This is a genomic window from Pseudomonas sp. LBUM1649, from assembly GCF_059716155.1.
Map to the genome: position 1 here is coordinate 4,542,069 of NZ_CP166807.1, position 22,790 is coordinate 4,564,858.

Consider the following 22,790-nt stretch of genomic DNA (forward strand, 5'->3'; position numbering starts at 1 on the left):
CATGCAAACTCTCTACACCGCAATCGCAACTTCCACCGGTGGTCGTGACGGTCGGGCGATTTCCAGCGACAACATTCTCGACGTCAAACTCGCCACCCCGAAAGAACTCGGCGGTGCTGGCGGCGCGGCAACCAACCCGGAGCAACTGTTCGCCGCCGGCTACTCCGCTTGCTTCATCGGCGCATTGAAATTCGTCGCCAGCCAGACCAAGCGCAAAATCCCCGACGACGCTTCGATCACCGCCCACGTCGGCATCGGCCAGATCCCTGGCGGCTTCGGTCTGGACATCGACCTGCACATCTGCCTGCCAGGCTTTGAACAAGCCGATGCACAAACACTGGTCGAGGCTGCCCACCAGGTCTGCCCGTACTCCAACGCCACCCGTGGCAACGTCGATGTGCGCTTGCACGTGACCGTCTAACTGCCGACCTATCAGGCCCGAACAGGAAATGAACATGAACGCTTTCAGCAAAGTCTTGACCGGTAGTCTTCTCGCCCTGTCCATTCACAGCGCATTTGCCGGCGACGTTGAACACAACACCCAGGCATTCCTCGACGTGCTGAATGCCGGCACCGGCAAGCCGATGGAGCAGATGACGCCTGCCGATGCCCGCGCCGTGCTGGTGGGCGCGCAGTCCGGGGTGAAGCTGACGCTGCCAAAAGCCGATGTCAGCCAGAAGACCATCCAGGTCGATGGCCAACCGCTCAACCTGACCATCGTCAGGCCGGCCGGGGTCAAGGGCGAGGTGCCGGTGTTCATGTTCTTCCACGGCGGTGGCTGGGTGCTGGGGGATTTCCCGACCCACGAGCGGCTGGTTCGCGACCTGGTTGCCGGTTCCGGCGCAGCGGCGGTATTCGTCAACTACACGCCGTCACCGGAAGCGCACTACCCGGTGGCGATCAACCAGGCTTACGCCGCGACCCAGTGGGTGGCCGAGCACGGTAAAGAGATCAATGTCGATGGCAAACGCCTGGCGGTAGCCGGCAACAGCGTCGGCGGCAACATGGCGGCCGTCGTTGCACTCATGGCCAAGGACAAGGGCACTCCGGCGATCAGGTTCCAGGTGTTGTTGTGGCCGGTGACCGACGCCAACTTCGAGACAGCGTCCTATAACCAGTTCGCCAATGGGCACTTCCTCAGCAAAAACATGATGAAGTGGTTCTGGGACAACTACACCACCGACCCCAAGCAGCGTAACGAGATCTACGCCTCGCCGCTGCGGGCCACCACCACGCAGCTGAAGGGGCTGCCACCTGCCCTGGTGCAGACGGCGGGTGCCGACGTGCTGCGCGATGAAGGTGAGGCCTACGCCCGCAAACTCGACGAAGCTGGTGTGGCGGTGACCTCGGTACGCTACAACGGTATGATCCACGACTATGGTTTGCTCAATGTGGTGAGCCAGGTGCCAGCGGTGCGTTCGGCGATGTTGCAGGCGTCTGAAGAGCTCAAGCAACACCTGAAATAACACCACCTCCCTGTAGGAGCGAGCATGCTCGCGATGGACGCCCAGACAACGCGGGTATTCAGATAGCCCGCGTTATCGTTAACGACCATCGCGAGCATGCTCGCTCCTACAGAGGACCTGTGTGTATCCGACACGATCGAGTAGGAGGCGGTTTCACAACCGCCGTCCTCTCACGCCACCGTACGTACGGTTCCGTATACGGCGGCTCAAGTTATGCGGCTAAGCCGGTTTATCGTATCCAGTATCGAGACCAGCCCTAGCTGATCCCACAGCTTCTTCGGTAACGCCTGATTCATATGTGACGCCCCCGAGTTCCACCATGGTCCGCGACCATTGAAGGCTGATTTGCAGGCGCGCGCTTCGCTAAGCCCCAAGCGCATCAAGTTGCGCGCCCTCGTAGAGGGCTGCTTCCATTGGCGCCAGATGACGCAGCGAAGTTTATGCCGCACCCACCCGTCCAGCTCCTCAAGGGGGCGCTTGCTCTGACTGAGCTTGAAGTAGCCCGCCCAACCGCGCAGTACGGGGTTAATCCGCTCGATGACGTTCGCCATCTTGTGGCCCCGTGCGCCGCGCAGCAGGTTTCTGAGTCGGTCGCGTAAGCGACCCAGACTCATCGTCGCTACTCTTAACCTCGGTTGTTGATGCCAGCTCATCCCGTAGCCCAAGTAATCACACATCCACGACCCGGCTACTCGGCTCTTTTCCCGATTCAGCGTCAGTTTCAGACGCTGATTCAGGAAACGCTCAACACCAGCCATCACTCGCGCGCCAGCACGAGGACTGCGCACATAAATGTTCGCATCGTCGGCATAGCGCACGAAGCGATGGCCCCGCCGTGTCAGCTCTTGGTCGAGTTCGTTGAGCAGGATGTTCGACAGCAACGGCGAGAGCGGGCCGCCTTGCGGCGTCCCTTCCTGCCGTCGGCTGGCGATCCCGCCCGACATCACGCCGGCCTCTAGATAACGACGGATCAGCCTGAGCACCCGCTTGTCTTCAACCTGACGCTGCACATGGGCCATCAATACATCGTGGTTGACCCGATCGAAGAACTTCTCCAGATCGAGTTCCACACACCAGCGGTGGCCCGCCGCCACATGGGCACGGGCTGTTTCGATGGCTTGGTGGGCGCTTCTGCCCGGACGGAAGCCGTAGCTATAGTCCGAGAACAGCGGGTCAAAGATCGGCGTGAGCTGTTGCAGCAGTGCCTGTTGGATCAGGCGATCCACGACGCTGGGGATACCCAGCTGTCTTGTCCCGCCTTTGGGTTTGGGGATTTCGACGGCGCGTACACCTTGCGGGTGATACTCACCGGCCAGCAACCTGGCCTTGAGGGTTGGCCAATACTGTTCCACGTAGCCCGCCAATTCGTCGACCGTCATGCCATCGGCACCCGGCGCCCCCTCGTTGCTGACCACGCGGTGATACGCACGCTTGAGGTTGGCCGATGCAAGCACCCGCGCCATCAGCGTGTCCGGCTCCGCGTTCGTCCACATCACAGACGTCGCCGATGCCTGCGCACTGCCAGCCGTCGCCCGCGGATTCTGTCCGGAACTAGGGGTCACAGTTCTCCCTCGGAGAAATTTCTGCTTTTCGACATTCGACGAGACTCTGACGCCTACTGGCGGCATAACCTGTTCGGCCCTTGGTGGCAGGGTTATTTGCCACTTACTACGGCCTCGGCTGACTTCTGCACGTTCATCCCGTCGCCTCTCGACGCTCGGTAGCACAGTGGCAAACGTGCAGATCTCCCAGGGTAATTCGCGCGACCTTCCTGCTTATGCCTGTCGGATCTACGTCACAGCGTTCCGTGCAAGTATTGGGCTTTGGCAATTATGGCTACCTTACCCCGCTGCACCGCCTAATCCGCTTCCTGTTCGTCAGGCCAGCATTTTGCCCCGGGCTTCCTTCAGATTCGCAGTCGCCTGCGACACCCTTGCCTTCGGCTAACACTTCCCCTTGCCGGGTGTGTAGAGGACTTTCACCTCCAAGTCACCAGCGTGACCACCACAGCCAAACTGGTTGCGCTTGCGCGCAACGCGCCATGCCTGGCGCACCACAAAAAAGCCCGACTCAATGGTCGGGCTTTTTCATTCCTCAAGCAGTGCTTATTTGGCACGGCCTTTGTAGGAACCGCCTTCGCGGGTATCGATCTCGATCATGTCGCCGATTTCGATGAAGTCAGCAACCGACAGCTCGGTACCGTTCTTCAGTTTGGCAGGCTTCATCACCTTGCCGGAAGTGTCGCCGCGAGCGGAACCTTCGGTGTAGTCAACCTGACGCACGATGGTGGTCGGCAGCTCGACGGAAACCAGACGGTCTTCGAAGAACACGGCTTCGCAAACGTCGGTCATGCCTTCTTCGATGAACGGCAGAACGCTTTCGATGTCTTCGGCGTTCAGTTCGTACATGGTGAAGTCGGTGGTGTCCATGAAGGTGTAGCTGTCGCCGCTGATGAAGGACAGGGTCGCTTCTTTGCGGTCAAGGATCACGTCGTCCAGCTTGTCGTCGGCGCTGTAAACGGTTTCGGTCTTGTAACCGGTCAGCAGGTTTTTCAGCTTGGTCTTCATGATCGCGCTGTTACGGCCCGACTTGGTGAATTCAGCTTTCTGAACCAGCCAAGGATCGTTGTCGATACGGATCACGGTACCGGGTTTGAGTTCTTTACCAGTTTTCATTACGAATATCCGAATTTGGATGGGATTTACAAAAATCTAGGCCGCGTATCATATCCAATTTACATAAAACTGTACCAGCGCCGCGGCAAGATCGGTCTGCAAGGCCTGTTCCAGACACCACGTCTCGGCGTGTTTTTGCAGCTGCGGCCAGTGTTTGCGGGTTGATTGCCAGTGGTCGGTCATTGTCTCACCGGCATTCCAGGCCCGCCAGAGACCGCTGATCGCCTCGCCAGCCGCTGGCGTTAGGTCTTTGACGTAGAGCGCGAGGAAGGCTTCGAGCTTGTCCAGATGGACATCTTCCTCCTGCTGATAGATGTGCCACAGCATTGGCCGGCCCGCCCATTGCGCGCGGACAAAGGAATCTTCGCCGCGTACGGCGTTGAAATCACAGCACCACAGCAACTGGTCATACTGGTCCTGTCTGACGAACGGCAGTACCTGCACGGTCAAGGCATCGCGCACATGCAGTGCCCCCGCCTGCAGATCCTGCACCCCCAGCCAACGCTCGACGTCGCCCAGGATCCGCCCTTGCGGCACCAGCAGATGAGTGGGCGTCGAATCACTGGCCAATGTGTCCAGCCAGCTGGCCAACCCGACATTTTCGTAGGCAAACAACGAAATCAGTAGCGCACCGGGCGCGCGATCAACCCCCAGGCCTTGCAGGAAGGCTCGCTGCGCCTCGGGGCTCTGCTGAAACTGCCGACGCCGTTCGAGCAATCCGCTTTCACGCAGCAGGCCGCCCGTCCCTTTATTGAAACCCGGGAAGAAAAAGTGCTTCTGCACGTGCTTGTATTTTACCGACGGCAAGCCGTGGCAGCCAATCACCCAGTCCTCGGCGCTCAAGTAGTCGAGGTTCATCCACAACGGCGTTTTATCCCGCAGGGCCATGGCATCCATGTAGGCGCCTGGCAACTGACAGGCGAATGCGGCGATCACCACATCGGCCGCCTCGACCGGTTGCCAGTCGGCCGACCATTGGCACACCTCGACACCCTGCTGCCATTGCCGGCCAGCGTGAATGTCGATCTGCGGACACAGGCGCTCGAAGGCACGCAGATCGTCGACCCACAAACGCACCGTCACCCCATGCTCGGCCACCAGTTGCCGGGACAGCCGCCAGGTCACGCCGATGTCGCCAAAGTTGTCGACCACGGTGCAAAAAATATCCCAGCGGGTTTTCATATCAGGCATTCCAGGCTCCCGTTGGCAAAGGCACCGATTGTCCGCATAAATCAGCCCGCGCAGAAGAGCCGACGACGATTAATCTTCGTGCGACAATCGTCACTCGCCCGCGACCCCTCGCCAGGAGGCAACCATGCCCTACCGCCCTACTCCGCGCCGATCCATTTCGATTCGCCTCAACGCCTTGCAACTGACCGGCAGCATCGCCCTCGGCATGTGGCTGGGTTTCATCGCCATTGCGTTGACCGGCTGGCTGGTGTCCCGGCTGTTTTTCAGCGAACAACTGGCACCGGTCGCAGCAGCGGTGGAGCAACTGGCCAAACCGCCGGTGGTGACACGACCAATACCGGACATTCCCGCACAGAGCCCATTGTTCGAGCAGTATGAAGAAAACCTGCGCAAGAACGAGCAGGCGCAACGACTCGATCAGGCGCGCGGCAGCAACCGCAACCTGTCGAACCCCCGATGCCAGTTCTGGTTGCAACAGGACCAGACGGCACCCAGTGAAAAAAGCCGCGCCAATGTCCTGCAATTCTGCGATTGATCATGAATAAGCATACCGTCCATAAACTGATTCTAGACAAGCTGCGGGTCGACCTCGACATTGCCGAGCGCGCCGCGCAAACCGCGTACGAAACCGCGACCCACGAAGAAAACATCGCCGAAAACAAGTACGACACACTGGGCCTGGAGGCGTCTTACCTGGCCGCCGGGCAGGCCAGGCGGGTCGAAGAGATTCGCCAGTCACTGGCGCTTTGCCAGAACCTGGCGCTGCGTCCGTATGACGAGCAACGGGGTATCGAGATAGGTGCCCTGCTCGGCCTGGAGGACGAAAAGGGTCGCGAGCAATGGCTGTTTCTGGCGCCGGATGCGGCGGGCCTGAAGGTGGACCTGGTGGGGCAACTGATTACCGTCATCACCCCGCGCTCACCGCTGGGCAAAAGCCTGCTGGGCAAGTTCGCAGGTGACGAGGTGGAGATTCTGGTGGCGGGCGCTCGGCAACAGTTTGCTGTCACCGAGGTGGTTTGACCGGCTGTCCTGTCTGCGCGGCAGGACGCTCTATCAGTGAACGGGCAGCTCGACGCCGTCGAACAGCTCTTCCAGCTCCTGCTTGTTGTGGCACTGGATGGCCTTGGCCATGACTTCGCGGGTCAGGTGCGGGGCGAACTTCTCGATGAAGTCGCACATGAAACCCCGCAGGAAGGTGCCGCGACGGAAACCGATCTTGGTCACGCTGGACTCGAACAATTCGCTGGCATCGAGCACCACCAGGTCGTTGTCGAGCTTGGTATCGACCGCCATTTTCGCCACGATGCCCACACCCAGGCCCAGGCGCACGTAGGTCTTGATCACGTCGGCATCAGCGGCGGTGAACACCACTTTGGGGGTGAGGCCGCGGTGGCTGAAGGCTTCGTCGAGCTTGGAACGGCCGGTGAAACCGAACACATAGGTCACGATCGGGTATTCGGCCAGGGCTTCGAGGGTCAACTTCGAGAGCTTGGTCAGCGGGTGTCCCTGGGGCACCACCACACAGCGATTCCAGCGATAGCAAGGCATCATCACCAGGTCGCCGAACAGCTCGAGGGCTTCGGTGGCAATGGCGAAATCCACAGTGCCATCAGCGGCCATTTCGGCGATCTGCATGGGCGATCCCTGGTGCATGTGCAGGGCAACATCCGGATACTGTTTGATGAAATTGCTGATCACCGGCGGCAACGCGTAGCGCGCCTGGGTGTGGGTGGTGGCGATCGACAGAGTGCCTTTCTTCTCGTTGGAGAATTCCTGGGCGATCTGCTTGATGCTTTCGACCTTGCGCAGGATCTCGCCCGCGGTGGTGATGATGCGCTCACCGGCCGGGGTCACGCGGGTCAGGTGCTTGCCGCTGCGGGCGAATACTTCGACGCCCAATTCGTCTTCCAGCAAACGGATCTGCTTGCTGATGCCCGGCTGAGAGGTGTAGAGACTTTGGGCTGTAGCGGAAACGTTGAGGTCGTGGTGCGCCACTTCCCAGATGTAGCGCAATTGTTGGAGCTTCATATGAATCCCTCAAAGCAGGTAGACGCCACGGGCATCAGCGACGGTATATAACTATATTAATGGTTTGAAGAATAAATCTAGAACTTTTTATCAAAACGCCACTATTCGTGTTCTAGCGATCCCCTTGGCGACGACGCTGCACCAGCGGCACCAGGTAGACCGGTACCTTGGCCAGTTGCAACACCCGTGCTGCGGTCCGGCCCAGAGGCGTTTCCGCACCCGCACCATGGCTGTGACTACCTACGATCAGTAAATCCACCGAGAGTTTCTGCGCCTGGTCGAGAATCACCTGCGATGGATCACCCTGCAGCACCCGTACCGCCTTGATCCGCTCAAGGTCCTGCTCCCCCTCGTCACCCAGCTCTTCGCGAAAATTGTCGAGCACCCGCTGCTCGATGCTGGCAATCACCGTGTTAAGACCCTGGCTGTGAAATTCGTTCAACGCCTGCTCGTCGAGATAACTCTGCAGCACCGATTCGGCAAACAGCCCCATAGGCTCGACGGCGTGCACCACATACAGGTCGGCATTGAATGTTCGCGCTAATTCCAAGGCATGCTGCATCACCACAGGTGCGTACAGCCCGAGGTCAGTGGCATATAGCATCGAACGAATCATATGACCTCCTCGCGTGCCAACATGGCGGAGATTGATTCAGCTTAGCAGTGCCTTGGCGAGTACGACGTCCGGCGTAACACGTTGAACGGCGGGCTTAAACCTTTTGCTCGTTGCTTATGCCATGTGGCACATGGCCGGTGGCGACCACTTCGCGGGCCAACTCGCAATGGCCGGCCTGATCGTCGAAAAACACGTCAGCGGCAAAGGCTTCAAGAAAGGCCGACTTGGTCAGGCCACCGAGGAACAGCGATTCATCCAGGCGAATATCCCACTCGCGCAACGTGCGGATCACCCGCTCGTGGGCCGGTGCCGAGCGCGCCGTGACCAGTGCCGTGCGAATCGGACAAGCGTCATCCGGGAATTCGCGCTGCAGCAGATTGAGGGCGGCGAGGAAGCCCTTGAACGGCCCACCGCGCAAGGGCTCGCGGGCCGCTTCGCGCTCACTGGCCTGAAACGCTTCCAGGCCACCGGCCTGATAGACGCGTTCGGACTCGTCGGAAAACAGCACGGCATCACCGTCAAAGGCAATGCGCAGTTCATCGCTGGCGGCACGGCTGGCGCCACCGGACAGAATGGTCGCCGCGGCGAACCCGGCGTCCAGCGCGCTGCGCACGTCTTCGGCGTGGGTCGAAAGAAACAGATCGCAGCCAAAGGCCTTGAGGTACGGATACGGACTGCGCCCGCCGACAAACGCCGCACGGGAAATCGCCAGTCCATAGTGGTGGATGGAGTTGAACACCCGCAGGCCGGTGTCGGCGCTGTTGCGCGAGACCAGGATCACCTCGACCCGGGCGCGGCCGAGGTGGGCATTGAGGCTCAGGAGTTTGTGCACCAGCGGGAAGGCGTCACCGGGCTCGAGGATTTCGTCTTCGTGTTCAATCTGATATTGCCGGTAGGCCTCGACACCACTCGACAGATAGACCTTGTGGCTTTCACTCAGGTCGAACAACGCTCGCGAAGAAATCGCCAGCACCAGCTTGTCGTCTATGGACTTTGGCATCCCCTTCCCCCTCCGATTGATCGACTCAGGTATTACGTCGATCGATAAAACTCAAACTGCGATACATCGCCTCGATGCGTGGCAATTCACAGCCGGCAGCCTTCGCCGCGGCCAGTGGCCGGGCGTAAATGGCCTCCAGTTCCAGAGGCCGCTTGTACAGAAAATCGTGGTACATGCTCGGCCAGTAGTCGGGCATTCTCTGCGTCACCATCATCAGCTGCTCGGCATAGCCGGCGGGCACGTCGTGACCGCAGGCGTTTGCGCCCTGGATCACTTCGACCATCAGCGAACTGATCAGCTCACGACTGTCGGCATCGGCCATCAGCGGCGTGGTACTCGCCCCGAGCAGCACGGACAGACCGTTGAACGGGATATTCCAGACCAGTTTCTGCCAGCGCGCCTGGTGCAGGTTCGCCATGGCCTGGGCGTCGATGCCGGCCGCACGGAACAACCCGACACCCTCCTCGACAATCGCGGCACGCGCAGGACCATCGGACGCCGGCCCACTGTGATAGCCGACATGCACCGCCCCCAGCGCCTGATGAGTAACTATACCGGGGCCCTGGCGATGGACGCAGATATAGCAGAGCCCGCCCAGCACATGCAGCGCGTCGGGCAGCAGTTCACGCAGGCTGTCTTCGACATCCAGGCCATTTTGCAACAGCAGCACCCTGGCACTCGGTGCGGCGGCTTGCACAATGGCGGGTGCGAGATCGCTGTTACTGGTGGTTTTTGCGCCTACCAGCAACCAGTCGCAGGGTGGCATGTCTTCGGCCGCCGAATAGGCCTGCACCGGATTCAGCGTCAGCGCACCATGTACCGCGCTGTGGAGTTGCAGCCCGCGCTCGGCCACCGCGCTAAACTCGCTGCGCAACAGAAAATGCACATCGAAGCCGGCCTGCGCCAGCATCATCCCGTAGAACCCGCCGATTGCACCGGTCCCGATAATTCCGATTGTCGGTTTGGCAACTGCACCCGTCATGGCAACTCCTCTGCTGTTCGACTCAGCGCCCGCCCCAAGGCGGCGTTGAGCTCGGCGCCGGTCAGGCGCGATTTTAGTGCCCCGAAGAATTCGCCGTCGCGTACGACAAACAGCGCCGGCAAGTGAAAGACCTGATAGCGCTCGACCACCCCGCCATTGTTGCTGGCATCGATCCAGCACAGTCGATCGACATCCAGATCGAGCGCAGGCAACTGCTCGCGGGCAAAACGGCAACTGGCGCAACCGACACTGGTGAAAATCACCAGCGATACGCCGCTCAGTGCCAGCAGCCGTTGGTCGGCGTCGAAATCGGTCAGTTCCAATTCGACCACTATACTGGGGGAAACAATGTCAGATGGCCGACACATGGAGTCCGAGCTCATGGGACGTTTTCTTCCTCATCCTGACGATATACCTGTCGAGTTGACGTTGCTCAAACCTGAGTGCATTTCAAGGCAACAGCTGCACACTATCAGCCTCGGGGGCATGGCTTGCAATTATCACCGCGCCTGGCGCCACGGTACGGCGCTTGAGGTACGCATGCCGAGCCTGAACCCGGACATGCGCTTCCTGGGCTACGTGGCCTGGTGCCTGCGACGAAAGCGAGGCTACCTGGTGGGCATTGCCTTCGTCGACGAACAGATGCTTTTCAGTGCCCGGATGGGTGAGCAGGTGTGCCAGATCGAGCGCTATTGCCGCCAGAATGACGCTCACAACGACCTGCAGGATATCCAGGCCCTGGCCCTTGAATGGGTCCAGCAACATGCCGACGAGTTCTCCCACGACAGGGTCCACCAGGCATTTGCACAGGCAGTGCTGGATTAAACCGGGCCAGCCCATTGTCGAGCCACGGTGTAACGCGCTAAGGTTCGGCTCCCCGACGCGCTTAATTTGCTGTGCTCCGCCGCGCGGGTTCGCTGGCGGCCGGCACCCGTGACCTGACGAGTAAACGATGGCTGATTTACCGATCAACGACCTAAACGTCGCCTCCAACGAGACGCTGATCACTCCCGACCAGCTCAAGCGTGATATCCCCCTGAGCGATGCCGCCCTGCGCACCGTCACCAAGGGCCGCGAAGTCATTCGCAACATTCTGGATGGCACCGACCATCGCCTGTTCGTAGTCATCGGGCCCTGCTCGATCCACGACATCAAGGCGGCCCACGAGTACGCCGAGCGCCTGAAGGTTCTCGCGGCGGAAGTGTCCGATACCCTGTATCTGGTCATGCGCGTGTATTTCGAGAAGCCACGCACCACCGTTGGCTGGAAAGGCTTGATCAACGACCCGTACCTGGACGACTCGTTCAAGATCCAGGACGGCCTGCATATCGGTCGCCAGCTGTTGCTGGACCTGGCCGAGATGGGCCTGCCAACCGCTACCGAGGCGCTCGACCCGATCTCCCCGCAATACCTGCAGGACCTGATCAGTTGGTCGGCCATCGGCGCGCGCACCACCGAATCCCAGACTCACCGTGAAATGGCCTCCGGCCTGTCCTCGGCCGTCGGCTTCAAGAACGGTACCGATGGCGGCCTGACCGTAGCGATCAACGCCCTGCAATCGGTTTCCAGCCCGCACCGCTTCCTGGGCATCAACCAGGAAGGTGGCGTGTCGATCGTCACCACCAAGGGCAATGCCTATGGTCACGTCGTATTGCGCGGCGGCAACGGCAAGCCGAACTACGATTCGGTCAGCGTCGCCCTCTGCGAGCAAGCGCTGAACAAGGCCAAGATCAAGCCCAACATCATGGTCGATTGCAGCCACGCCAACTCCAACAAGGACCCGGCCCTGCAACCGCTGGTGATGGAGAACGTCGCCAACCAGATCCTCGAAGGCAACCAGTCGATCATCGGCCTGATGGTCGAAAGCCACCTGAACTGGGGCTGCCAGGCCATCCCGAAAGACCTCGCCGACTTGCAATATGGCGTGTCGATCACCGATGCCTGCATCGACTGGACTGCCACCGAAAATACCTTGCGCAGCATGCATGCCAAGCTCAAGGATGTACTGCCAAAACGCGAGCGCACCTGATCAGCGTTTGTCGCAGACAAAAAAAAACGCCGGGCTGAGCCCGGCGTTTTTTTATGCTTAGGTTTTGTTGAGGGTCACTGGCTCAGCTTGGCAGCATGGCGCTGGTGACGCTCCATATAGCGCTCGACGTAGGAGCACGAGGGAATGACGGTGTAGCCCATTTCCTCGGCGTACTGCAGCGCCTGTTCGGTCAGGGCCGCGGCGATGCCGCGACCGCGCAATGCATTGGGCACAAACGTGCGATAGATATCCAGGGTCTGTTTCCCCAGATCCATATAGGTCAGGTAGGCACGATGACCGTCCACATTGGTCTCGAATTGATGACCAGCCTGGTCATGGTGGATGGACAACGCCTCGCTCATCACTACTCCTCGCGGGTCTGGAATTCTGACCCCTACCTTACCGATGTTTTTCCGGCGAAGGAACAACTACGCCACCCCGTGCCTGAATCGACACCGAGAAGAGCCACACCGATCTCGCGCAATCGAGCACGTACAAATAGTAGGCGCCATTGGCAGAAATGCTCAAGGTTCGCTCGTCATCGTGCTGGTTGGCAGGTGCTGCTGTGGATGACGCAGGAACAGCTCGACCGAAGGTCTTGCAGCGGTCGGTAGCCTGAACATTGCCGGATGTTGAGACATAAGACGAGCACCCCTCGTTAAAGTCACCTGAACATGGAGAAAGATATGAGAGACGCCGCGCAAATTCCGAACAAAAGTGTAGACGAATGCATCTAGACGGACTTTAGCCAAGACTGGAAAAAGAGCTTTGAGCTTGGGGAACTTTTCGTTGGCGGCTCGCTCATCTCGGGCCTTGCAGCTGGATATTTTTTATACAACGCAGTTAAAAGTTGCTCGAAAAAGAATCAACGCCTACAATTTTTTTTGCTTCTTGCTTCACGTCAGTTTACTTACGACAAGTAATGGGTAGTATGTACGCCGGCTATTTCCTCACTCGGAGGAGACAGCCACTTAATAGAAAGTCCTTGAAGGGGAACACGATGAACAACGTTCTGAAATTCTCTGCTCTGGCTCTGGCCGCAGTTCTGGCTACCGGTTGCAGCAGCGCATCGAAAGAAACTGAAGCACGTCTGACCGCTACTGAAGACGCAGCAGCTCGCTCCCAAGCTCGTGCAGACGAAGCTTACCGTAAAGCTGATGAAGCTCTGGCTGCTGCTCAAAAAGCACAACAGACTGCTGACGAAGCTAACGAGCGTGCTCTGCGCATGCTGGACAAAGCTAGCCGCAAGTAATAATCCTTCGGGATTATTATCAAGCCGACCCATTTTTTGGGTCGGCTTTTTTATTGCCTGCTGTTTCCTGCAGCCAATAAAAAACCCGCCGACGCGGCCTGCGTCGGCGGGTTTTTTTCAGGCATTACTGCAACGGGTCGATCGGCGCACTCGTCACCATCGGCGCGGTAGTGTTCGGCACGCCGATTTCCACCGGCAGGCCATCTTCGGCCGCGACAATATCACGCACCACATCCCAGTTCATGCGCAGGTTGTTGGTGATGTCTTCACGCTTGAGCATCGCGTTGATCACAGCAGTGTGCTTGTCGACCACCGATGGGTTGCCCTTGTCGTCCAGTGGCGTGTGCGCTTCCAGGTAAACCTTGCCGCCACTCACGCCGAACTTGTAGGACTCGTTGATGATCCGCACCGACGTCCCGACCGGCACCATGCCCGCCATTTCCAGCACGTTATTGTTGAACATGCGGAAGCAGCCGTGGCTGGTGCGCATGCCGATGCCGAACTTCTTGTTCGAGCCGTGGATCAGGTAGCCCGGAGTCCCCAGCGTGAACTTGAACGGCCCCAGAGGGTTGTCTGGGCCGGCCGGCACCACGTTGGGCAGCGGATCACCATCGGCGGCATGCTCGGCCTTGATCGACGCAGGAGGCGTCCAGGTCGGGTTAGGCGTCTTGGCGGTGATGCTGGTGTGGGCAATCGGCGAGCCCCAGCCTTCACGGCCGATACCCAGCGGGAAGGTGTACACCACATTCCGGCCTTTCGGGAAGTAGTAGAGGCGGTACTCGGCCAGGTTGATGACGATGCCTTCACGCGGGCCGGGCGGCAGGATGAAGCGGGTCGGCAGCACGATTTCAGTGCCGGCGCCTGGCAGCCATGGATCGACGCCAGGGTTGGCGGCCACCATTTCCGAATAGCCCAGGTCGTAGGTCGTGCCCAAGTCGGCGAAGGTATCTTCGTACTTGGCCTGGATTACTTGTACCTGACCGACGATGTCTTCACCAGGCGGTGGCAGGGGTAGCTCCAATGCTGCGACGGGACCCGCTACACAGAGAGCGGCAAGTGTCAGGCAGCGGGTGACGGCGGGAAAGCGCGGCAACATCCGGAAAATCCTTTGCATGATCGACAGAGGGTATAAGAACGCGATTGTACACCGCTGACCGTTATTTCGGGGAGGTTGCGGGCGTTGCAGGCGATGCAAGGCATTTCATGTGGGCGCTGGCTTGCCAGTCAAGGCGGCCTGACAGCCGACCTATTGCTTGTTGACGGAGTACATATCCATTGCTGCGGTAACGGCCACTTAGGGTTTCGCTCTTACAGCGAGTCACTTGGAAGAGCCCCAAGTAACCAAGGGCTCTTGCCCCTGGCGTTCGGTGCCTCGCTGTGGCTCGGCATGCCCTCGCTCCGGTCCTGCTCCGTGGGCCCGCCGCGATGGGCCATCCTTGGCCCAGCGCGGCTAAACCGGCATCCATGCCGGTTTACCCACTGCGCAGAACCTCCACTCGGCCTCTCGATGGGGCAAGAAAATCAAAAGCCAAGCACCAGCAAAAGCGAGGCGGCCTTATAGCCGGCCTGATTGCAGGTCTGTCCGCGATCCCATTGTGGGAGCGAGCCTGCTCGCGATGAACGTCCGGACAACGTGTTCATCCAGACAGGGCGCGTTATCGTTGACGTCCATCGCGAGCAGGCTCGCTCCCACAGGGAATCACGGGCATCTCCAAAAGTCAGGTCGGCTGTCAGGCCGCCTCGCTTTGGCTTTGGATTTGGGCGCCCCGTTAAACCACGATGGCCGAACGCAGGCATTGCGTAGTGGGTAAACCGGCAGGACGCCGGTTTAGCCGCGCTGGGCCAGGGATGGCCCATCGCGGCGACCCACGGAGCAATGCCGGAGTGAGGGCATGCCGAGCCACAGCGAGGCACCGAGTGGTGGGGCAAGAGCGTTTGGTTACTTTGCGCTTTTCAAAGTCACCCGCCGTAAGGGCGGAACCTTAAGCGGCCGTTACCGCAGGAATGGATATGTTCGCAGTTAACCGCCTTCGCTAAGCCGCCGTTTCCGCAGCAATGATCAAAGCTCGAACCGCAACTCCGGCCAAATCGGCGAGGTGCCACGCTTTTGCGATTCAAGAATGGCCCGGCACAACGAGCACAGGCGCTGGTCCTGGAACACCCGGCGATCGACGTTCGACCAGCGTGGCTGAGCCGGCAGCAGACTGCCGCACAGGGTCCGGTCCGCCGAGCCGCCCAGCTCCAGTTGTCGGGTCACCAGGTGTACGCGCACTTCCTGGCAGGCGAACAGATCCAGCTGTTCGTCAGGCTCGATCAGTTGATAGGCATAAAGTGACCAGGCAGAACGCGGCATCGGGGGCTCCAAATCGGGGGCGCCACCTTAGCCGAAAGCCTGCTCCTAGAAAAGTGTCATAACAGCGGTTTTAGCGTAGGCCAGACATTTTCCAGCAACTTGTCCTGAGCCCCGGCTGCCGGGTGAATGCCATCGGCCTGCATCAAGTCCGGATGACCGCCCACGCCGTCGAGGAAAAACGGTACCAGCGGGATGTTTTTCTCATTGGCCAGGTCGGTGTAGACCTCGGCGAAAGCCTTGGTGTAGCGCACGCCATAATTGGGCGGCAATTGCATGCCCAGCAGCAGCACTTTGGCGCCCGCCTCCTGCGACTGCTGAATCATCGACGCAAGATTTTGTTGCAATTGTGTTGGCAGCAAGCCGCGCAGGCCGTCATTGCCCCCCAACTCTAGGATCACCAACTCCGGCTTATGCTCTGCAAGCAGCGCCGGCAGGCGTGCCTGGCCTCCGGCACTGGTGTCGCCGCTGATAGACGCATTGACCACCTTATCGTCGAAACCTTCACGCTTGAGCCGCTGCTCGAGCAACGACACCCACCCCAACCGGGTATCCAGTCCGAAACCGGCGCTGATACTATCGCCAACGATCAGGACTGTACCCGCCGCTGCGTTCTGGGCCATGCATATCAAGGCCAGGCCAGCACTCAAAAACCACACACGCATCGGATTCTCCATGGGCGCAAGCATTCTCACCGCGAAGAACCTTAGCAAAGTGGTTCCCAGCGCGGAAGGTGAACTGACCATCCTGCACGAACTCAGCCTGGAACTGAACAAGGGCGACAGTCTGGCCATCGTCGGCGCCTCCGGTTCCGGGAAATCCACCCTGCTGGGCCTGCTCGCCGGCCTCGACTTGCCGAGCAGCGGTGAAGTCACCCTCGCCGGCCAGGGCCTGAGCAATCTCGACGAAGACCAGCGTGCACGCATCCGCGCTGAACATGTGGGCTTCGTCTTCCAGTCATTCCAACTGCTCGACAGTCTCAACGCCCTGGAAAACGTCATGCTGCCACTGGAGCTCGATGGCCGCCAGGACGCCCGCGGCCGTGCCACCGAGCTGTTGCAGCGGGTCGGCCTTGGGCAACGCCTGACCCACTCGCCACGCCAGCTCTCCGGCGGTGAACAGCAGCGCGTGGCGATTGCCCGCGCGTTTGCCGCCGAACCCGATGTGCTGTTCGCCGACGAGCCCACCGGCAACCTCGACAGCCATACCGGCGAGCGCATCAGCGACCTGCTATTCGAACTCAACCAGGAACGCGGCACGACCCTGGTGCTGGTGACTCACGATGAACGCCTGGCACACCGCTGCCGGCGCCTGATCCGTCTTGAAGCCGGCCTGCTGGTCGCCCCCCTGGAGCCTTGATGGCACGCCTGCCGCTGTTGCGCCTGTTCAGTCTCGCCGTCCGTCAACTGTTGCGCGATGCCCGCGCCGGTGAACTGCGCGTGCTGTTTTTTGCCCTCGTGGTCGCTGTGGCCGCCAGTACCGCCATCGGCTACTTCGGTGCGCGCCTGAATGGCGCGATGATGTTGCGCGCCACCGAGTTTCTCGGTGCCGACCTGCTGCTCGAAGGCAGCTCGCCAGCGCGCCCGGAGCAAGTAAGAAGCGGCACCGAGCTGGGCCTCGAGCACGCCCAGGTGGTGGAGTTTTCCAGTGTCATCGCCACGGACAACGGCATCCAGTTGTCCAGCATCAAGGCGGCCGATAGCGTCTACCCCCTGCGCGGCGAACTGAAAAGCGCCCCTGCGCCTTTCGCTCCGGAAGAACCCGGCGGCGGGCCGAAACCCGGTGAGGCCTGGGTCGAAGCTCGGTTGCTGACGGCGCTGGACTTGAAGATCGGCGACAGCATCGATGTCGGCATGAAAACCCTGAAGCTGGCACGGGTGCTGACCTACGAACCCGACCGCGCCGGCAACTTCTACAGCCTGACGCCGCGGGTGTTGATCAACCTCAGTGACCTGGAAGCGACTGGCGTGGTGCAACCCGGCAGTCGGGTCAGCTACCGTGAGCTCTGGCGCGGCGATGCCTCGGCCCTGGAAACCTATCGTCAACTGATCAAACCCGGCTTGGCCGCCAACCAGCGCATCCAGGATGCCCGCGATGGCAACCGGCAGATCGGCGGCGCGCTGGGCAAGGCCGAGCGCTATCTGAACATGGCCAGCCTGGTGGCGGTGCTGCTGGCCGGGGTGGCCGTGGCGTTGTCGGCGACCCGCTTCGCCACCCGCCGCTTCGATGCCAGCGCGCTGTTGCGTTGCCTCGGCCTGTCCCGTCGGGAAACCATGGTGCTGTTCAGTCTGCAGCTGACCGTGCTCGGCCTGCTCGCCAGCCTCATTGGCGCCGCCATCGGCTGGCTGGCGCAACTGGGACTGTTTGCCCTGCTGTCTGACTTGCTGCCGACCGACGTGCCACCGGGCGGCCTGTTCCCGGCCATCGCCGGTATCGGCACCGGACTGGTGGCCTTGGCCGGTTTTGCCCTGCCGCCGCTGGCGGCGTTGGGTCGGGTTCCACCCTTGCGGGTGCTGCGGCGGGACCTGCTGCCGATTCCTTCCAGCACCTGGATGGTCTACGGCGCCGCATTGGGTGCCCTTGGGCTGATCATGTGGCGCCTGAGCCTGGACCTGTTATTGACCTTCGCCCTGCTCGGTGGCGGCGTAGTCGCGGCACTGGTACTGGGCGCCCTGCTGTTACTGCTGTTGAAAAGCCTGCGACGCATGCTGGCCCGTGCCTCCCTACCTTGGCGCCTGGGGCTTGGCCAATTGCTGCGCCATCCGTTGGCAGCCGCCGGGCAGTCCCTGGCATTCGGCCTGATCCTGCTGTCGATGGCGTTGATCGCCCTGCTGCGTGGCGAGTTGCTGGATACCTGGCAAAACCAGTTACCGAAAAACGCCCCTAACTATTTCGCCCTGAACATCCTGCCCGCGGACAAACAGGCGTTCACAGATCGCCTGATCTCGTTGTCGGCGCAGTCCGCGCCGCTGTACCCGGTTGTGCCGGGGCGCCTGATCAGCATCAATGGCGAACCGGTGCAGCAAATCGTCACCAAGGAGTCGGCGGGTGACCGGGCGATCCAGCGTGACCTGAGCCTGACCTGGGCGGCGGACCTGCCCGCAGACAACAAGATCACCGCCGGCAATTGGTGGCCAGAGCAACCGCCGGATGAAATCCCCGGTGTGTCGGTAGAGGGCAAGGTCGCCGAAAGCCTGAAGCTCAAGCTCGGCGATCACCTGGTCTTTACTGTGGGCGGCGCCAATCGCGAGGCGAAAGTCACCAGCCTGCGGGAGATCAACTGGGACAACTTCCAGCCGAACTTCTTCATGATCTTCCAGCCCGGCACCCTGAAGGATTTACCGGCGACCTACCTGACCAGCTTCTATCTGGCGGCGGGGCATGACCAGCAGATCGTCGACCTGTCGCGCAGTTTTCCGGCGGTGACGATCCTGCAAGTCGAAGCACTGCTGGCGCAACTGCGCAGCATCCTCGCCCAGGTCACCCTGGCGGTGGAGTACGTGCTGCTGTTTGTCCTGGCGGCGGGAATGGCGGTGCTGTTCTCCGGTCTGCAGGCGACCCTGGATGAACGCATCCGCCAGGGCGCCCTGTTGCGAGCGTTGGGGGCCGAACGGCAATTGCTGGTGAAGGCGCGACGGATCGAGTTCGGGTTGCTGGGTGCGGTCAGCGGCTTGCTCGCGGCACTGGGTTCGGAAGTCGTCAGCCTGGTGCTCTACCGTTACGCCTTTGACCTGCCCTGGCATCCGCATCCGTGGCTATTGGTACTGCCACTGATCGGCGCCGTGCTGATCGGCGGCGCCGGCGTGTTCGGCACCCGGCGTGCCTTGAACGCCAGCCCCCTGACAGTCCTGCGCGAGGGTTGATAGACTCAAGCGCTCCTGACTCGAAGAAAAGTTGCCATGAGCCGTTATCGCCCTCCCCGTACCGCCGGTACCGCGCTGATCACCCCCGAAGGTGAAGCGCGGATGCGCGCCGAGTTTCATGAACTGTGGCACGTACGCCGCCCCCAAGTGACGCAAGCGGTCAGCGAAGCGGCAGCCCAGGGCGATCGTTCGGAAAACGCCGAGTACACCTACGGCAAAAAAATGCTGCGCGAAATCGACAGTCGCGTGCGCTTCCTGACCAAACGCCTGGAAGCCCTCAAGGTCGTCAGCGAAAAGCCCAGCGATCCGAACAAAGTCTATTTTGGCGCCTGGGTGACCATCGAGGACGAGGATGGCAAGCAATCACGCTATCGCATCGTCGGCCCGGATGAACTGGACTTGAAACAGGGCCTGATCAGCATCGACTCGCCATTGGCCCGTGCCCTGATCGGCAAGGCACTGGACGCCGAAGTACGGGTCCAGACACCGACGGGGGAGCAATGTGTGTACATCGTGGCGATCGACTATCCCTGAGGCCTCAGCGTGCCTCAGCGACGGGTGATCAGCCCTTGCCGGGCAACGCGGGTCAGTTGCCTGATCATTTCAGCGGCGTCTTCGACGCTCGGCGACTGAATCACTGCCAGATCGAAACTGTCCGCGGCAAAGCGCGCCAGGGATTCACCGTCTTCGACAAACTGGATCAGGAAAGCTGCCGGCCCACCGGTACGACGTGGCCAACCATCGAGGTAACGCAGCAGCGTCGGCTGATGTTTACCGCCAAGCAGGATTTTTGGATTGCGCTGGGTGAGATGTGCCGTGATCGGCGCGGGACGTACAACGGGGCTTAGTGCATTCATCGTGTCGTGTCTCTGCCTCAAAAAGTCTGCATGGCAGGTGAGAGGCAACACCGAACCAGCGCTTTAGCGGTATTTCGAAGCCTGCTTCAAGCTTCTGTCGGCAACTGAATAAGTCACCTGGCGCCCCGCAAGTAGCTGTTTAAATCGGCGCATGAGCAGCATCCTAGAGAAGCTGACCGGACAGTGTCAAGAATGACGCACAACAAAAAAGGCTCGTCCAATCAAGCGACGAGCCTCGTTTAAAACAAGCCTTGCCCCTGATCGGGGCCGCTTCAAAGTCGATCGCGAGCGATCCCACTGCGAATTCGCAGGATATCGGCGAGCACCGCCAAGGCGATTTCCGCCGGGGTCTTGCTGCCCAGATTCAGCCCGATGGGCGCATGGATCCGCGCCAGTTCCGCCTCCCCCAGCCCACCAATGCGCCGCAGCCGCTCGAAGCGCTTTTGCGAAGTCTGCAGGGAACCCATCACGCCGATGTAGAACGCGTCGGTACGCACCGCTTCCATCATTGCCAGGTCATCGATGCGCGGATCGTGGGTCAGCGCCACCACCGCCGTGTCGCTATGGCAGCCGCCGTCGGCGATGAACACCGATGGCAATTGACGACGAATCTCCACGTTGTCCAGCACCACGCCTTCCAGTACTTCGTCCCGCGGATCGCAAAGAATCACCTCGAAGCCCAGGCCCACGGCAAACTCCGCGCAGGCCTGCGCCACACTGGAATACCCGGCCAGCAACAGGCGCTGCGCCGCGCCGATGCGCAGCCTGACGCGATCGATCTCGCGTTCGACGCGCACGCCCTGCTCGCGATCATCGAACAGGTTGCGCGCGCCGCTGGCCAGGTCGACTTCACGGATCAGCCGACGTCGACCCAACAGCGCCGACTCCAGCTCCCGCAGATGCGCCTGCACCTCGCAGACAGGCTCAAGTTTTTCCACCAGCACATCGAGCACGCCACCGCAGGGCAGGCTGACTCGCGAGCGCGGGTCATCGCCTTCGCCGTAGCGCACGACGCTGACCGCTTGCTCGAATGCCCCTTCGGCGACGCGCTCGAGGAAGTCCTCCTCGACACACCCGCCGGACAGCGAGCCGATCCACTGCCCTTCAGCATTCACCGCCAGTAACGAACCCGGCGCACGCGGCGCCGAGCCGTAAGTGGCGAGTACGCTGCACAGCCAGACACGCTGCCCGGCCGCCGACCACGCCAGCGCCCGCCGCACCACTTGCAGATCCAGATGCTGCATGTCAGTGCGCCTTGTGCTCGAGCGGCGGCGCATCGGCCCGCAGCTTCTGCACATCGCTCAAGGCCAGATCACCCGGCTGACCGCCCCACCCTTGGCGCAGGTAGTTCAACAAATCCGCAAGCTGCTCGTCGGTGAGCTTCTGCGCGAAACCCGGCATGGGTTGCATGTGTTCGAAGCCTGCGAACTTCTGTTCGCCGATGCCATCGTCGATCACCCGCACCAGGTTGCGCGGATCTTCCAGGCGCAAGGTGGTATTGCCGCGCATGGCCACGGCGATGTGCGGTTTGCCTTCGCCACCTGGCGCGTGGCAACCGGCACAGACGTTCAGGTAGTCCTGACGCCCGCGCTGCGCGCTGGCACTGAGCTGGTCCAGTGGCACGTCGGTCAGCACTTTCGCCGCCGGTGGCTGGTCGCCGAGCAGGAAGGTCGCCATCGCCGCCAGGTCCGGATCGTTGAGGCCCTGGGTGCTGTTGTGGAACACCGGGAACATCTCGTTGAACATGGTGCCTTGGGCGCTCATGCCGTGCTTGAGGAACGAACTCAGGTCCTGATGATTCCAGCCGCGGGCAGCCAAATCAGTGGCCAGCAGGCTCGGGGCCAGATAACCATTGAGGATGCCGCCGGTCATGCGCTTGTCCTGCTGCATAGCACCAGGCAAGCCACGTGGGGTGTGGCATTCGCCGCAGTGACCGAGCACGTCGACCATGTACTGGCCGCGTTTCCAGGCTTCGCTTTTGCCTTCGGCCGGCGCCAGCTTCACGTCCTTGCCGTACATCATGTTCCAGCCCATCAGGCCCAGGCGCACGTTGAACGGAAAGCTCAGGCTTGTGACTGGCGCGGCACGTTCAATCGGCTCGACGGTTTTCAGGTAGGCGTGAATCGCGTCGGAATCCTCACGCGGCATCAGGTGATACGAGGTGTACGGCATCGCCGGGTACAGGTTGGCGCCATCACGACGCTTGCCTTCGGTGAGCGCAGCGAAGAACTCGTCATCGTTGTACAGGCCGATGCCGTGCTCTTTGCTCGGAGTGATGTTGGTGCCGTAGATCGTACCGAACGGCGAGACGATCGGCAGCCCACCGGCATAGGGCGCGCCACCCGGCGCGGTATGACAAGCCATACAGTCAGCGGCGCGGGCCAGGTAAGCCCCACGAACAACCTGATCATCCGCCTGCGCCAGCAACACAGGCGCAGCCAGGCCGACCGCCAGCGTCAGGCGGGTAAGTAGATGCTTCAT

25 protein-coding genes are annotated in these 22,790 nt (G+C 60.9%); 10 read left to right on the forward strand and 15 right to left on the reverse strand.

Annotated elements, in window-relative coordinates:
- Position 1 precedes the first annotated feature (1 nt).
- Positions 2–421: an organic hydroperoxide resistance protein gene (locus ACA058_RS21030; protein ID WP_497635741.1), complete on the forward strand. Its 420-nt coding sequence runs from the start codon at positions 2–4 to the stop codon at positions 419–421.
- Between the two features lie 34 nt (positions 422–455).
- Positions 456–1,466, forward strand: a complete 1,011-nt coding sequence (locus tag ACA058_RS21035) for an alpha/beta hydrolase (protein ID WP_497635742.1) — start codon at positions 456–458, stop codon at positions 1,464–1,466.
- Positions 1,467–1,672: 206 nt separating this feature from the next.
- Here the strand turns inward: ACA058_RS21035 and ltrA are convergent, their stop codons facing one another.
- The 3 genes from ltrA to earP form a co-directional block, all read right to left on the reverse strand.
- The gene (gene ltrA / locus ACA058_RS21040) at positions 1,673–3,094 is read right to left on the reverse strand and encodes a group II intron reverse transcriptase/maturase (protein WP_497635123.1); all 1,422 of its coding nucleotides are present in this window, start codon (positions 3,092–3,094) and stop codon (positions 1,673–1,675) included.
- 477 nt (positions 3,095–3,571) lie between these two features.
- Positions 3,572–4,141 carry an elongation factor P gene (locus tag ACA058_RS21045; RefSeq protein ID WP_497635743.1) on the reverse strand — a complete coding sequence of 190 codons (570 nt, stop codon included), beginning with the start codon at positions 4,139–4,141 and terminating at the stop codon, positions 3,572–3,574.
- A gap of 48 nt (positions 4,142–4,189) precedes the next feature.
- Positions 4,190–5,332: an elongation factor P maturation arginine rhamnosyltransferase EarP gene (earP, locus tag ACA058_RS21050; RefSeq protein ID WP_497635744.1), complete on the reverse strand. Its 1,143-nt coding sequence runs from the start codon at positions 5,330–5,332 to the stop codon at positions 4,190–4,192.
- A 124-nt stretch (positions 5,333–5,456) separates the two neighbouring features.
- Between earP and ACA058_RS21055 the strand changes: the two genes are divergently transcribed.
- Together ACA058_RS21055 and ACA058_RS21060 are read left to right on the forward strand one after the other, a co-directional pair.
- Positions 5,457–5,867 (forward strand): hypothetical protein, encoded by a 411-nt coding sequence (locus ACA058_RS21055; RefSeq protein ID WP_497635745.1) that lies wholly within the window; start codon positions 5,457–5,459, stop codon positions 5,865–5,867.
- Positions 5,868–5,869: 2 nt separating this feature from the next.
- The gene (locus ACA058_RS21060; RefSeq protein ID WP_497635746.1) at positions 5,870–6,352 is read left to right on the forward strand and encodes a GreA/GreB family elongation factor; all 483 of its coding nucleotides are present in this window, start codon (positions 5,870–5,872) and stop codon (positions 6,350–6,352) included.
- A 33-nt stretch (positions 6,353–6,385) separates the two neighbouring features.
- Here ACA058_RS21060 and cysB read toward each other — a convergent pair whose 3' ends face one another.
- The 5 genes from cysB to ACA058_RS21085 form a co-directional block, all read right to left on the reverse strand.
- A complete protein-coding gene (cysB, locus tag ACA058_RS21065; protein ID WP_008057010.1) occupies positions 6,386–7,360 on the reverse strand; it encodes an HTH-type transcriptional regulator CysB in 975 nt (324 codons plus the stop codon).
- Positions 7,361–7,472: 112 nt separating this feature from the next.
- Positions 7,473–7,976 carry a universal stress protein gene (locus ACA058_RS21070; RefSeq protein WP_110749159.1) on the reverse strand — a complete coding sequence of 168 codons (504 nt, stop codon included), beginning with the start codon at positions 7,974–7,976 and terminating at the stop codon, positions 7,473–7,475.
- Positions 7,977–8,070: 94 nt separating this feature from the next.
- Complete coding sequence (locus ACA058_RS21075) at positions 8,071–8,976, reverse strand: 5'-nucleotidase (protein ID WP_497635747.1); 906 nt, start codon at positions 8,974–8,976, stop codon at positions 8,071–8,073.
- Positions 8,977–9,001: 25 nt separating this feature from the next.
- Positions 9,002–9,958, reverse strand: coding sequence for a putative 2-dehydropantoate 2-reductase (locus tag ACA058_RS21080; protein ID WP_497635748.1), 957 nt, complete (start codon positions 9,956–9,958; stop codon positions 9,002–9,004).
- Positions 9,955–10,341 carry a thioredoxin family protein gene (locus ACA058_RS21085; RefSeq protein WP_497635749.1) on the reverse strand — a complete coding sequence of 129 codons (387 nt, stop codon included), beginning with the start codon at positions 10,339–10,341 and terminating at the stop codon, positions 9,955–9,957. The genes ACA058_RS21080 and ACA058_RS21085 overlap by 4 nt, the downstream gene beginning before the upstream one ends.
- Here ACA058_RS21085 and ACA058_RS21090 point away from each other — a divergent pair.
- Both ACA058_RS21090 and ACA058_RS21095 read left to right on the forward strand, forming a co-directional pair.
- The gene (locus tag ACA058_RS21090; protein WP_497635750.1) at positions 10,340–10,783 is read left to right on the forward strand and encodes a PilZ domain-containing protein; all 444 of its coding nucleotides are present in this window, start codon (positions 10,340–10,342) and stop codon (positions 10,781–10,783) included. The genes ACA058_RS21085 and ACA058_RS21090 overlap by 2 nt on opposite strands.
- A gap of 127 nt (positions 10,784–10,910) precedes the next feature.
- A complete protein-coding gene (locus ACA058_RS21095; protein WP_419709140.1) occupies positions 10,911–11,987 on the forward strand; it encodes a 3-deoxy-7-phosphoheptulonate synthase in 1,077 nt (358 codons plus the stop codon).
- A gap of 74 nt (positions 11,988–12,061) precedes the next feature.
- Here the strand turns inward: ACA058_RS21095 and ACA058_RS21100 are convergent, their stop codons facing one another.
- Positions 12,062–12,349: a GNAT family N-acetyltransferase gene (locus ACA058_RS21100; RefSeq protein ID WP_020800382.1), complete on the reverse strand. Its 288-nt coding sequence runs from the start codon at positions 12,347–12,349 to the stop codon at positions 12,062–12,064.
- Positions 12,350–12,987: 638 nt separating this feature from the next.
- On the opposite strand from ACA058_RS21100, the gene oprI reads away from it, so the two are divergent.
- On the forward strand, positions 12,988–13,239 hold the full coding sequence (gene oprI / locus ACA058_RS21105) for an outer membrane lipoprotei OprI (protein ID WP_003199355.1): 252 nt from the start codon (positions 12,988–12,990) through the stop codon (positions 13,237–13,239).
- A 124-nt stretch (positions 13,240–13,363) separates the two neighbouring features.
- On the opposite strand, the gene ACA058_RS21110 is transcribed toward oprI, so the two are convergent.
- The 3 genes from ACA058_RS21110 to ACA058_RS21120 all read right to left on the reverse strand — a co-directional run bounded on the left by ACA058_RS21110 (position 13,364) and on the right by ACA058_RS21120 (position 16,254).
- A complete protein-coding gene (locus ACA058_RS21110) occupies positions 13,364–14,335 on the reverse strand; it encodes a L,D-transpeptidase family protein (RefSeq protein WP_497635751.1) in 972 nt (323 codons plus the stop codon).
- 963 nt (positions 14,336–15,298) lie between these two features.
- Positions 15,299–15,592 (reverse strand): hypothetical protein, encoded by a 294-nt coding sequence (locus ACA058_RS21115; RefSeq protein ID WP_008055299.1) that lies wholly within the window; start codon positions 15,590–15,592, stop codon positions 15,299–15,301.
- A 56-nt stretch (positions 15,593–15,648) separates the two neighbouring features.
- Positions 15,649–16,254, reverse strand: coding sequence for an arylesterase (locus ACA058_RS21120; protein ID WP_497635752.1), 606 nt, complete (start codon positions 16,252–16,254; stop codon positions 15,649–15,651).
- 10 nt (positions 16,255–16,264) lie between these two features.
- Between ACA058_RS21120 and ACA058_RS21125 the strand changes: the two genes are divergently transcribed.
- Genes ACA058_RS21125 through greB form a run of 3 tightly spaced genes read left to right on the forward strand, consistent with a single transcriptional unit; the run spans position 16,265 to position 19,986 of the window.
- On the forward strand, positions 16,265–16,948 hold the full coding sequence (locus ACA058_RS21125; RefSeq protein ID WP_274075396.1) for an ABC transporter ATP-binding protein: 684 nt from the start codon (positions 16,265–16,267) through the stop codon (positions 16,946–16,948).
- Positions 16,948–19,452 (forward strand): ABC transporter permease, encoded by a 2,505-nt coding sequence (locus ACA058_RS21130; RefSeq protein ID WP_497635753.1) that lies wholly within the window; start codon positions 16,948–16,950, stop codon positions 19,450–19,452. The genes ACA058_RS21125 and ACA058_RS21130 overlap by 1 nt, the downstream gene beginning before the upstream one ends.
- A gap of 36 nt (positions 19,453–19,488) precedes the next feature.
- A complete protein-coding gene (gene greB / locus ACA058_RS21135; protein WP_008055293.1) occupies positions 19,489–19,986 on the forward strand; it encodes a transcription elongation factor GreB in 498 nt (165 codons plus the stop codon).
- Positions 19,987–20,000: 14 nt separating this feature from the next.
- Here the strand turns inward: greB and ACA058_RS21140 are convergent, their stop codons facing one another.
- The 3 genes from ACA058_RS21140 to ACA058_RS21150 all read right to left on the reverse strand — a co-directional run bounded on the left by ACA058_RS21140 (position 20,001) and on the right by ACA058_RS21150 (position 22,790).
- Entirely contained in the window at positions 20,001–20,309 is a 309-nt protein-coding gene (locus tag ACA058_RS21140; RefSeq protein WP_497635754.1) for a class I SAM-dependent methyltransferase, read from the reverse strand.
- Positions 20,310–20,581: 272 nt separating this feature from the next.
- Positions 20,582–21,553: an XdhC family protein gene (locus ACA058_RS21145; protein ID WP_497635755.1), complete on the reverse strand. Its 972-nt coding sequence runs from the start codon at positions 21,551–21,553 to the stop codon at positions 20,582–20,584.
- Between the two features lies 1 nt (position 21,554).
- A complete protein-coding gene (locus ACA058_RS21150; protein ID WP_497635756.1) occupies positions 21,555–22,790 on the reverse strand; it encodes a c-type cytochrome in 1,236 nt (411 codons plus the stop codon).

Coding starts and splice junctions, on each gene's coding strand:
- ACA058_RS21035 (WP_497635742.1), top strand. CDS start 456: ATGAACGCTTTCAGCAAAGTCTTGACCGGTAGTCTTCTCGCCCTGTCC.
- ACA058_RS21115 (WP_008055299.1), bottom strand. CDS start 15,592: ATGCCGCGTTCTGCCTGGTCACTTTATGCCTATCAACTGATCGAGCCT.
- ACA058_RS21125 (WP_274075396.1), top strand. CDS start 16,265: ATGGGCGCAAGCATTCTCACCGCGAAGAACCTTAGCAAAGTGGTTCCC.
- ACA058_RS21100 (WP_020800382.1), bottom strand. CDS start 12,349: ATGAGCGAGGCGTTGTCCATCCACCATGACCAGGCTGGTCATCAATTC.
- ACA058_RS21075 (WP_497635747.1), bottom strand. CDS start 8,976: ATGCCAAAGTCCATAGACGACAAGCTGGTGCTGGCGATTTCTTCGCGA.
- ltrA (WP_497635123.1), bottom strand. CDS start 3,094: ATGCCGCCAGTAGGCGTCAGAGTCTCGTCGAATGTCGAAAAGCAGAAA.
- ACA058_RS21090 (WP_497635750.1), top strand. CDS start 10,340: ATGGGACGTTTTCTTCCTCATCCTGACGATATACCTGTCGAGTTGACG.
- ACA058_RS21070 (WP_110749159.1), bottom strand. CDS start 7,976: ATGATTCGTTCGATGCTATATGCCACTGACCTCGGGCTGTACGCACCT.
- oprI (WP_003199355.1), top strand. CDS start 12,988: ATGAACAACGTTCTGAAATTCTCTGCTCTGGCTCTGGCCGCAGTTCTG.
- ACA058_RS21140 (WP_497635754.1), bottom strand. CDS start 20,309: ATGAATGCACTAAGCCCCGTTGTACGTCCCGCGCCGATCACGGCACAT.
- ACA058_RS21080 (WP_497635748.1), bottom strand. CDS start 9,958: ATGACGGGTGCAGTTGCCAAACCGACAATCGGAATTATCGGGACCGGT.
- ACA058_RS21145 (WP_497635755.1), bottom strand. CDS start 21,553: ATGCAGCATCTGGATCTGCAAGTGGTGCGGCGGGCGCTGGCGTGGTCG.
- ACA058_RS21060 (WP_497635746.1), top strand. CDS start 5,870: ATGAATAAGCATACCGTCCATAAACTGATTCTAGACAAGCTGCGGGTC.
- ACA058_RS21150 (WP_497635756.1), bottom strand. CDS start 22,790: ATGAAGCATCTACTTACCCGCCTGACGCTGGCGGTCGGCCTGGCTGCG.
- greB (WP_008055293.1), top strand. CDS start 19,489: ATGAGCCGTTATCGCCCTCCCCGTACCGCCGGTACCGCGCTGATCACC.
- earP (WP_497635744.1), bottom strand. CDS start 5,332: ATGCCTGATATGAAAACCCGCTGGGATATTTTTTGCACCGTGGTCGAC.
- ACA058_RS21055 (WP_497635745.1), top strand. CDS start 5,457: ATGCCCTACCGCCCTACTCCGCGCCGATCCATTTCGATTCGCCTCAAC.
- ACA058_RS21120 (WP_497635752.1), bottom strand. CDS start 16,254: ATGCGTGTGTGGTTTTTGAGTGCTGGCCTGGCCTTGATATGCATGGCC.
- ACA058_RS21085 (WP_497635749.1), bottom strand. CDS start 10,341: ATGAGCTCGGACTCCATGTGTCGGCCATCTGACATTGTTTCCCCCAGT.
- ACA058_RS21095 (WP_419709140.1), top strand. CDS start 10,911: ATGGCTGATTTACCGATCAACGACCTAAACGTCGCCTCCAACGAGACG.
- ACA058_RS21130 (WP_497635753.1), top strand. CDS start 16,948: ATGGCACGCCTGCCGCTGTTGCGCCTGTTCAGTCTCGCCGTCCGTCAA.
- ACA058_RS21045 (WP_497635743.1), bottom strand. CDS start 4,141: ATGAAAACTGGTAAAGAACTCAAACCCGGTACCGTGATCCGTATCGAC.
- ACA058_RS21110 (WP_497635751.1), bottom strand. CDS start 14,335: ATGTTGCCGCGCTTTCCCGCCGTCACCCGCTGCCTGACACTTGCCGCT.
- cysB (WP_008057010.1), bottom strand. CDS start 7,360: ATGAAGCTCCAACAATTGCGCTACATCTGGGAAGTGGCGCACCACGAC.
- ACA058_RS21030 (WP_497635741.1), top strand. CDS start 2: ATGCAAACTCTCTACACCGCAATCGCAACTTCCACCGGTGGTCGTGAC.